This window comes from Spirillospora sp. NPDC049652 (assembly GCF_040675125.1).
GTDB lineage: Bacteria > Actinomycetota > Actinomycetes > Streptosporangiales > Streptosporangiaceae > Spirillospora.
In genome coordinates this window covers 1-9368 of sequence record NZ_JBFAOF010000211.1, presented here as the reverse complement: position 1 = coordinate 9368, position 9368 = coordinate 1, and the positions used below count along the sequence as shown (strand labels likewise).

Annotated in this window: 6 protein-coding genes and 2 tRNA genes; 4 read left to right on the top strand and 4 right to left on the bottom strand. The window is 73.3% G+C overall.

Going from position 1 to position 9368, the window contains the following annotated elements; all coding sequences use genetic code 11:
* Nucleotides 1–164 precede the first annotated feature (164 nt).
* On the bottom strand, nt 165–746 hold the full coding sequence (locus AB0J52_RS16260) for a YceI family protein (protein WP_500182388.1): 582 nt from the start codon (nt 744–746) through the stop codon (nt 165–167).
* A gap of 135 nt (nt 747–881) precedes the next feature.
* Here AB0J52_RS16260 and AB0J52_RS16255 point away from each other — a divergent pair, with 135 nt between their 5' ends.
* The gene (locus AB0J52_RS16255; RefSeq protein WP_500182387.1) at nt 882–1259 is read left to right on the top strand and encodes a winged helix-turn-helix transcriptional regulator; all 378 of its coding nucleotides are present in this window, start codon (nt 882–884) and stop codon (nt 1257–1259) included.
* Nucleotides 1260–1448: 189 nt separating this feature from the next.
* The gene (gene alaS, locus AB0J52_RS16250) at nt 1449–4100 is read left to right on the top strand and encodes an alanine--tRNA ligase (RefSeq protein WP_500182386.1); all 2652 of its coding nucleotides are present in this window, start codon (nt 1449–1451) and stop codon (nt 4098–4100) included.
* Here the strand turns inward: alaS and AB0J52_RS16245 are convergent.
* Nucleotides 4084–5118, bottom strand: coding sequence for an NAD(P)-dependent alcohol dehydrogenase (locus AB0J52_RS16245; RefSeq protein ID WP_500182385.1), 1035 nt, complete (start codon nt 5116–5118; stop codon nt 4084–4086). The genes alaS and AB0J52_RS16245 overlap by 17 nt on opposite strands.
* A 167-nt stretch (nt 5119–5285) precedes the next feature.
* On the opposite strand from AB0J52_RS16245, the gene AB0J52_RS16240 reads away from it, so the two are divergent.
* Both AB0J52_RS16240 and AB0J52_RS16235 read left to right on the top strand, forming a co-directional pair.
* Nucleotides 5286–5360: transfer RNA gene (locus AB0J52_RS16240), tRNA-Pro, on the top strand.
* 121 nt (nt 5361–5481) lie between these two features.
* Nucleotides 5482–5555, top strand: a tRNA-Gly gene (locus tag AB0J52_RS16235).
* Nucleotides 5556–5630: 75 nt separating this feature from the next.
* Here AB0J52_RS16235 and AB0J52_RS16230 read toward each other — a convergent pair.
* Nucleotides 5631–7769 carry a glycoside hydrolase family 3 C-terminal domain-containing protein gene (locus AB0J52_RS16230; RefSeq protein WP_500182384.1) on the bottom strand — a complete coding sequence of 713 codons (2139 nt, stop codon included), beginning with the start codon at nt 7767–7769 and terminating at the stop codon, nt 5631–5633.
* A gap of 119 nt (nt 7770–7888) precedes the next feature.
* Nucleotides 7889–9368: tetratricopeptide repeat protein (locus AB0J52_RS16225; protein ID WP_500182383.1), on the bottom strand; the 1480-nt coding region annotated here is incomplete at its 5' end.

Genomic DNA, 9368 nt, shown 5'->3' with positions numbered 1-9368 from the left:
CCCGGCTGGGGCTGCCGGCCGGTTCGGTGCTGCACGTCGGCGACCTGCTCGACACCGACGCGCGGGGCGCGGCGGCGGGCCTCACCGGGGTCTGGCTCGACCGCCCCGGCACCGGCTCCGCCGCCGACGTCCCCCGCATCACCACGCTCGCCGACCTGCCCGCGCTACTCGGCTGAGGCCGCGAGGACCGCCTCGACCTCCAGGGTGATCTCGACCTTCTCGCCGAGCGCGACACCGCCCGGGATCGGCATGTTGCTGTCCACGCCGAACTCGGTGCGGTCGATCACGCCCGTCGCCAGGAACCCGGCGCGCGCGCCGCCGCCGTCCGGGTCGAAGTGGTCCGGGCCGAACCCGCCGATCTCCAGGTCGAAGGTGACGGGCCTGGTCACGCCCTTGATCGTCAGTTCGCCCGCCAGCTCGAACCGGCCCGTGCCGCGCGCCGGCCGCAGCCCGGTCGAGCGGAACGTCATGGTCGGGTGCTCGTCGGCGGCGAAGTAGTCGGCGGCGCGCAGGTGCGCGTCGCGCTGCGGGTTGCCGGTGTCGACCGAGGCCATCCGGACGGTCGCGGTGACGCTGGAGTCGAGCGGGTCGGCCCCGGTCACGAGGGTCGCGTCGAAGTCGGCGAACCGGCCGCGCACCTTGCTGATCATCAGGTGCCGGACGGCGAACCCGACGGTCGAGTGGACGGTGTCCACCGTCCAGGTGCCCGCGACGTAGCCGGGGATCTCGACAAGCTGGGCCGTCATCGTGTCTCCTTGCTGCAGGGAAGTAGGTTCTGGTGAGTAAGTCGGTTCCTCGGAGGAACCGCCTTCATCCTGCGAGAACCTCGCCCGCCCCCACAAGAAGGCACTTTTCCCTGCCTCAGGCACCCGGAGATAACCATGGACTTCAGCGGTCTGAGCGAGCACTCCCCCGAGGCCTGCCGCGCCCGCGAGACCCTCGACCGCGTCGCCGAGAAGTGGACGCTGATGGTCATCGCGCTGCTCGGCGAGCGCACCAAGCGGTTCGGCGAGCTGAAGCGCGAGTGCGTCGGCATCAGCCAGCGGATGCTGACCGTGACGCTGCGCGGCCTGGAGCGCGACGGGTTCGTCGTCCGCACCGTGTACCCCGAGATCCCGCCGCGCGTCGAGTACACGCTGACCAAGCTCGGCCGGACGATGCTGGAGGCGATCGAGCCGCTCATCGTCTGGACCGAGTCGAACGGCGAGGAGATCGACGCCGCGCGCGCCGCCTACGACAGCCGGGCGTCGGACGGTTAACCGGGTGCCGGCCGCGCTCCCGGCGGCTACCGTGGGCGCCATCCGAACGGCCACCGGGAGCACTCTCAGGACCATGGACCCTCACGTGACGGGACGGCGAGCTAGCCGCGCCGAGCCGGAGAACGCGCGCACGCGCGGTCCGGCTCGGCGGTGTGCGCCGCTGTCCCGACCCTTCCGTGAGGTTCCGCCATGCTGTCCGACGACGTCCGTTCGACCTTCCTGACCTTCTTCCGCGAGCGCGGCCACGTGCGCGTCCCGTCCGGCCCGCTGGTGCCGGACGATCCGACGCTGCTGCTGACGAACGCGGGAATGAACCAGTTCAAGCCCTACTACCTGGGCGAACGCGTGCCCGAGCACCGCAGGCTGATGTCGGTGCAGAAGTGCGTGCGCACCGTCGACATCGAGAACGTCGGCCGGACGACCCGGCACGACACGTTCTTCGAGATGCTCGGCGACTTCGCGTTCGGCGACTACTTCAAGCGCGAGGTCATCCCGTGGGCGTGGGAGCTCATGACCGGGCACTACGGCCTGGAGCGGGACCGGTTGTGGGTGACGGTGTTCCGCGACGACGACGAGTCGGAGGCGGTCTGGCGGAGCCTCGGCGTCCCGGCGGACCGGATCCAGCGGCTCGGCATGGCCGACAACCACTGGTCGATGGGCGTCCCGGGACCGTGCGGGCCGTCCTCGGAGCTGCACTACGACCGGGGGCCGGCGTTCGGCCCGGACGGCGGCCCGGCCGTGGACGGCGAGCGCTACCAGGAGCTCTGGAACCTGGTGTTCATGGAGAGCCTGCGCGGTGAGGGCGACGGCAAGGACGGCTACGAGGTGCTCGGCCCGCTGCCCGCGAAGAACATCGACACCGGCCTCGGGCTCGGACGGCTCACCGCGATCCTCCAGGGCGTGGACACCACCTGCGGGACCGACATGCTGCTGCCCGCGTTCCGGCTCGTCCAGGAGCGGGCGGGCCGCGAATACCCGGGCCGCCACGGCGGGGAGGTCTCGGCGTCCATGCGGATCGTCACCGACCACGCGCGGACGGCGGCGTTCCTCATCGCGGACGGCGTGCTGCCGTCCGGCGACGGGCGCGGGTACGTGCTGCGGCGGCTGCTGCGCCGGGCGATCCGGCACGCGCGCCTGCTCGGGATCGAGGGTCCGCTGCTCGCGGACCTGACCGGACGCGTCGTGGACGGCCTCGGCGGTTTCTGGCCCGAGCTGGTCGCGGGCCGGGCGCTGGTCGGACGGGTCGTCGCGGCGGAGGAGGAGCGGTTCGACCGGACGCTGCGGCAGGGCTCGCGGCTCCTGGAGTCGGCGATCGCGTCCTCGCCCGGGACGCTGCCGGGCCGGACCGCGTTCGAGCTGCACGACACCTACGGCTTCCCCATCGACCTGACGTTGGACGCGGCGCGCGCGGCGGGCCTCTCCGTGGACGAGGACGAGTTCGGCCGCCTGCTGGAGGCGCAGCGGAAGCGGGCGCACGACGCGGGCCAGGGACGCAAGGGCGACGCGGTCGCGCGGCAGGACCTCTACCGGGGAGTGCTCGCGCGGCACGGCCGTACCGAGTTCGTCGGCTACGACCGGACGTCCGCGGAGGGACGCGTCCTGGCGCTTCTCGACGGCGGCTCCGAGGTTGCGCGCGCGCATGAGGGATCGACGGTGGAACTTGTGCTGTCGCAGAGCCCGTTCTACGCGGAGGCGGGCGGGCAGGTCGGCGACACCGGACGCATCGTCACGCCATCCGCGACCCTCCACGTGCTCGACACCCGGCTCGGCGTGGACGGGCTGCACGTCCACACCGTCCGGGTCGCGTCCGGCGAGGTCGGGACGGGCGACGAGGCGGAGGCGGCCGTGGACGCGGGCCGGCGGGCGGCGATCGCGCGGTCCCACAGCGCGACGCACGTCCTGCACGCGATGCTGAAGCGCGTCCTCGGCGACCACGCGGCGCAGCGCGGCTCACGGGTGGAGCCGGGGCGGCTGCGGTTCGACTTCGCCCACTTCGCAGCGGTTTCGGAGGCGGAGCTGGCGACCGTCCAGACGCTCGTGAACGACTACCTCCTGGACGACCCGGAGGTGCGGGTCTGGGAGGCGGACCGTGCGACGGCGGACGCGGCGGGCGCGGTCGCGCTGTTCGGCGAGCGGTACGGCGAGCGGGTGCGGATCGTGGACATCGGCGACGCGTCCCGCGAGCTGTGCGGCGGCACGCACGTCCGACACGGCGCGCAGGCGGCCCCGGTGCACCTGCTCGGCGAGTCGTCCGCCGGGTCGGGGCTGCGCCGCGTCGAGGCGCTGACCGGGCCGGACGCGCTGCGCCACCACGACGCCCAGCGCCGCCTGCTGGACGAGCTGGCGGGCCTGCTGTCCGTCCCGGCCGACCGGGCGCCGGACCGGCTGCGGCAGCGGCTGGCGGCCTTCGCGGAGGCGGAGCGCGAGCTGTCGGCGCTCCGCGCGGCGGACCTGACGGCGCGCGCGTCCCGCCTCGCGGCGTCCGCGAACGCGGTGCCGCCCTCAGGCGGCGGGGGCCTGGTGGTCTGCGCGGGCGTGGAGGGCGTCCCGGCGGAGTCGTTGCGCGAGCTGGCGTCGCGCACTGTCGCGCTGCTGCCCCGGCCGGGCGCGGTCGTCCTCGGCACGGTCTCGGGCGGGAAGTCGCTGCTGGTCGCGGCGGTCTCGCCGGCGCTCGGCGTCCAGGCGCGCGAGTTGCTCGCGGACGCGGCGCGCGTGGTCGGCGGCGGCGCGGGCGGGCGCGGCCCGGTCGCGAACGCGGGCGGACGGCGCGCGGACGCGCTGCCCGAGGCGCTCGCGGCGGCCGAGCGGACCGTCCGGGACGTGCTCAGTTCGGGACGATGACGGCGCGCCCGTTGATGTCGCCCTCGTGCATCCGCTGGTAGGCGAGCGGCGCGTCGTCGAGGGAGAAGGCCTCGACCTGGACGTCCAGCGCCCCGGCGCGGGCCAGGTCGAGGACCTCGATCAGCTCGGACCGGCTGCCCCAGTAGGGCGCCCGGACGGCCGCGTCGTAGGCGATCTCGCCGAACCCGACCTTCGCCGCGCCGCCGCCGATGCCGACGATCGCGACGTCCGCCTCGGTCCCGGCGACGCCGGTGGCGATCGCGGTGGTGGGCGGGGCCCCGACGAAGTCGAACACGGCCTGCGCGCCGAACCCGCCGGTCAGCTCCCGCACGCGCGCGACGGCCTTCTCGTCGGACCGGACGGCCTCGTGCGCGCCGACCGACTCGGCGAGGGCCAGCTTCCGGTCCGACACGTCGAGCGCGATCACGCGGGCCGGGGTGAGGGCGCGGAGCAGCTCGATCGCGACGTGCCCGAGGCCGCCCGCGCCGATCACCACGGCGGTGCTGCCCGGCACCAGGGACGGCAGCGCGGCCTTGATCGCGTGGTAGGGGGTGAGCCCGGCGTCGGTCAGCGGGACGCTCCGCACCGGGTCGAGGCCGTCCAGCGGGACGAGGTGGCGCGGAGCGTCCACCAGCAGGTACTCGGCGATCGCGCCGGGCGCGCCGAGCCCCGGCGGCCTGATCCCGAGGGCGGCGGCGCGGCGGCAGTAGTTCTCCTTGCCCTGAGCGCACTCCGGGCACGTCCCGCAGCCCCACGGCCCGTACACGGCGACGGACTCGCCGATCTCCAGGCCGGTGACGCCCGCGCCGAGCGCGGCGACCGTGCCCGCGCCCTCGTGCCCGAGGGTCAGCGGCAGCTCGATGCCCAGCTCCGCCGGGCCCCGCATCACCACGAAATCGGAGTGGCACACCCCGGCGGCGGTCACCTTCAGCAGCACCTGGCCGGGCCCGGGTTCCGGGTCCGGCACCTCGACGACCTCGGGAGGTCTCCCGATCTCGCGGAACTGGACGGCCTTCATGATCTCCCCCTCGATCCCCCGTCACGGCGTCCCTACCCCCCATAGGCCGCATCTCCACGTCCACCAGGGAAAAGTCCCATGGAGGAGCGAGTCGGCCGAAGGAACACATCACTCGCGCACGCAACTCTGCGCCGATGCCGCGGAACGGGATAGACTGCTGCGCGCTGCGGGCTGTAGCGCAGTTTGGCTAGCGCACCGCCTTTGGGTGGCGGGGGTCGCCGGTTCGAATCCGGCCAGCCCGACGGACGGGGCGAGGCGGGGTCTCCAGGGGCCTCCGCCTCCACCCTCAGCCGTTATCCGAAGCGACAACCGGTCCCAAGACCCGGTACGCTACGGTCACGGACGAGGCCCTGCCTCGGTCATGCGGATGTAGCTCAATGGTAGAGCCCTAGTCTTCCAAACTAGCTACGCGGGTTCGATTCCCGTCATCCGCTCCAGGAACGGAACAACGGCGGCCGATCGGCCGCCGTTGTCGTTTTTCCGGGCCCTCCGGCGGAGGGCCCGGATGCTTTTCAGCAGAGGTTTCCGCTGAGCGCGACGGAGCGCGAGGAAGTGCCGACCATCACCTTGGTGCAGCCCTTCAGCTGCTGCCACGAATGGCTCGTCTCATTCCAGTAGGAGAAGGCCCGGGCGTCCAGCGGGAAGGTCACGCGGACGGACGCCCCCGGGGCGAGCGCGACCTTGCCGAACCCCTTGAGCTGCTTGGCGGGCTCGGGCACGGCCTTGCTGGACGGCAGCCCCAGGTACAGCTGCGGGACGGCATATCCCCGGCGCTTGCCGGTATTCGTCACGGTGACGCTCACGCCGGTCCGCGACATCTTCAGGCCGGTGAATTTGAAACCGGTGTAAGAAAGCCCGTATCCGAAGGGGAATCGCGGGGCGAAGCCCTTGGCGTCATAGTGCCGGTATCCGACCAGCAGGTTCTCGGTGTAGCGGACTGTGTTCCCGACGCCCGGGTATTGCGCCGGGTTTCCGGTGACGGGGGCCTGCGATTCGGCGGCGGGGAAGGTGACCGGAAGTCGTCCGCCGGGATCGACGTCTCCGTACAGGACCCGCGCGATCGCCGTCCCGCCGTGCCCGCCCGCGTACCAGGACTCCACGATCCCGCGCACATTGGAGGCCCACGGCGTCAGCACCGGACCGCCGGTCTGCAGCACGACCACCGTGTTGGGGTTGGCGGCGGCGACGGCCGTGACCAGCTTGTCCTGGTCGCCGAGCTTGCCGTCGCCGCAGCGGAGCGTCAGGCAGGACAGGTCGGCGTCCTCGGCGCGGGCGTCGGCGACGACCACCACCGCGACCTTCGCCGCCTTGGCCGCCTTCACGGCGGCGGCCACGTCCGTGCCGTCCCGGTAGACAACGTTCTTGGCGCCCGCCCGCGTGGTCAGGCCCTTCAGCGGGGTCACCGACGACACGGGCTTGACGTACGCCGAGCCGATGCCCGACCGCACCTGCGCGGCGGGCTTTCCGATCACCGCGATCTTGGCGCCCGCCTTGAGGGGCAGCACCCCGCCGGTGTTCCTGAGCAGCGTGATGCCCTGCTCGGCGAGCTGCTCGGCGGTGCGGTTGTTCGCGGCGTAGTCGATGCGGCCGTCGTTGGCCGGACGGGCCCGGTCGAACACCCCGAAGGCGAACAACGTCCGGAACCGGGCGCGCAGCAGCCCGTCCACGTCCGCCCAGGCGATCTTCTTGTCCTGGAGCGCCGACTGCACCGCGGGCGGGGTGTACTGGAGGCCGACCGGCATCTCCAGGTCGAGCCCCGCCTGGACCGACCCGACGGTGCTCTTCGCGCCCCGCAGCCAGTCGCTCACGACGAACCCGTCGAAACCCCACTCCTTGCGCAGCACGCCGTCCAGCAGCGGGGTGCTGGAGCAGCTCGGCAGCCCGTTGACCAGGTTGTAGGCGCACATGACGCTGCCGGCCTTGCCGTCGCGCACCGCGGCCTCGAAGGGCGCCAGGTACACCTCCCGCAGCGTCCGCTCGGACACCACCGCGTTCACCGCGTACCGGTTGGCCTCCTGGTTGTTGGCCGGGAAGTGCTTGACCTCGGCGATCAGCCCCTTGGCCTGGACGCTCTGGATCCAGGACGCGCCCATCCGCGCCGACAGCAGCGGGTCCTCGCCGTACGCCTCGAACGCCCGGCCGTTGCGGGCCGTCCGCAGGATGTCCACGGCGGGGCCGAGGACCACGTCGTTGCCGTGGTGGACGGCCTCGTCCGCCACCACCGCGCCCGCCCGCCGCGCCGCCTGGGGGTCGAAGGTCGCCGCCAGCGACAGCCCGGCCGCCAGCGCCGTGTTCGGGCCCTGCTTCACGCCCATGGACCCGGCGTCCACCAGGTAGAGGTCGGGGATCCCGAGGCGCGGCACCCCGTGGACCGTCCCCGCCCGGAACTTGGCGTCGTCGGCCGCGCGCAGCGGCCCGACCAGGTCGTCCCCGGCCAGCAGCGCCAGCTTCTCGTCCGCGGTCAGCGCCTCGACCAGGACGTCCGCGCGCCGGTCCGGGGTGAGGGCCCGGTCGCACCAGGGCCGTCCGGTCGTGACGGCGCAGGGGGCGCTGTTCGCCGCGCCCGCGTCCTCGGACCGGAGCACCGGGGAGACGAGGAGTCCCGCCGCCGCCAGGGCGCCGACCGCCACCAGGGTTCTGCTTCTGATCATTGCGCCGACTTTCCGGGAGGGCTTCGGCCGGGGGCCGCAAAGCTAGCAATCTAGGTAAACGCCCGGCAAAGTGATGCATCTCATCACCTGGCGGGTCAACCGAACCGGGCGGCCGGGCGTCAGGTGGCCTGGAGCAGGGCCTGGCCGGCGGCCCGGTGCCGGGCGGCGGTCGGCGGGTCGGTGTCGGCGAGGACGGCCGCGATGCCCTCGTGGGCCAGGGCCTCCTCGTAGCGGTAGCCGACCTCCGGCGCGAGGCGGAGCGCCTGGCGGTGCAGCCGGAGGGCCTCCTCCGGGAGCCCGGCCAGGCGGCACGTCTCGCCGTAGCCGTTGAGGAAGTGGACCTTCCAGTGCTCCTCGAAGAGCTCGTCCAGCAGCGCGAAGGCCTGGCGGTGGCTGGCGAGCGCCTCGTCGTAGCGGCCGAGCTGGCGCAGGGCCACGCCCAGGCAGTTCAGGCACCACGCCTCGTTGTGCTTGTGGCTGTCCTCGCGGGCCGCGTCCAGGGCTTGCGTGAGGTGACCGGTCGCCTCGTCGGGGTCCTCGCCGATGATGGCCATCCCGAGGGTGAGGCGCGCGGTCAGGGTGGACGGCCAGTCGGGCTCGGTCCCCGCGAGGTCCAGGACGGCCCGGGCCCGGGTCGCGGCGGCGTCGCGGTAGCCGAGCTGGAGGAGCGCCCACGCCTCGTTGGCCATCGCGTGCGCCCGGCCCATCAGGGAGCCGATGGAGTCGTAGAGCGTGGCGGCCTCGCAGAACAGGCTCAGAGGCTCCTGCACGTTGCCCTCGTCCCAGAGCAGGAACGCGCGGCGCATGGTCAGCTCCGCCAGCACCCAGGTGTCGCCCGTCCGCGACACCAGCGGCTCGGCCGTGTCGTAGGCGGCGTGCGCCTCGGGCATCCGGCCCGCGTTGTAGCGCGCGAAGCCCAGGTCGCTGTGGGCCTCGGCCAGCCGGAGCGGGTCGTCCAGGCGGCGCGCGGCCTCCAGGGCCCGCTCGAAGAGGACATTGAGGTGCGTTGTCCCGCAGCGGCGGGCGAAGAAGGCCCGCATGAAGCGCGGCAGCTCGCACGCGTGGACGTCGGCTCCGGTCGCGACCGCGGTCTCGAAGACGGTCATCAGGTTCGTGTACTCGGTGACGAACCAGAACAGCGCCTGGTGCTTGTGCGTGAAGGCCGGAAGCGCCGCCGGAGGCTCGCCCGCGGTCGGTGACCGCCTGCGCGACAGGTACGGCATCGCGGCCTCGGCGGCGGCCGCCGCGTGAACGTAGTAGTCGAGGACGCGCCGGACGGCCCGGTCGCGCTCCTCCTGCGAATCCTGCTCGGCGGCGGCGCGGCGGGCGTGCTCGCGCACCAGGTCGTGCAGCCGGTAGCGGCCCGCGGCGGGCTGCTGGACGAGGTGGGCGTCGAGCAGGTCCTCCAGCATCGTCCGGGCGTCGCGCAGGGACACGTCCGCCACGGCCGCCGCGACGTACTCGTCGAACGACGACCCGGGCAGCAGCCCCAGCAGGCGGAAGAAGCGGCGCTGGGTCCGGTCGAGCTGGCGCACCTCGGTCCTGCGACTCGAACAGCCGGTGCAGGTAGCGCAGCGAGACGTGGTGCGCGGCGGCGAT

What these genes read in the sequence shown, in the direction of transcription:
- AB0J52_RS16260 (WP_500182388.1), bottom strand. Translation starts at nt 746, where the DNA reads ATGACGGCCCAGCTTGTCGAGATCCCCGGCTACGTCGCGGGCACCTGG.
- AB0J52_RS16255 (WP_500182387.1), top strand. Translation starts at nt 882, where the DNA reads ATGGACTTCAGCGGTCTGAGCGAGCACTCCCCCGAGGCCTGCCGCGCC.
- alaS (WP_500182386.1), top strand. Translation starts at nt 1,449, where the DNA reads ATGCTGTCCGACGACGTCCGTTCGACCTTCCTGACCTTCTTCCGCGAG.
- AB0J52_RS16245 (WP_500182385.1), bottom strand. Translation starts at nt 5,118, where the DNA reads ATGAAGGCCGTCCAGTTCCGCGAGATCGGGAGACCTCCCGAGGTCGTC.
- AB0J52_RS16230 (WP_500182384.1), bottom strand. Translation starts at nt 7,769, where the DNA reads ATGATCAGAAGCAGAACCCTGGTGGCGGTCGGCGCCCTGGCGGCGGCG.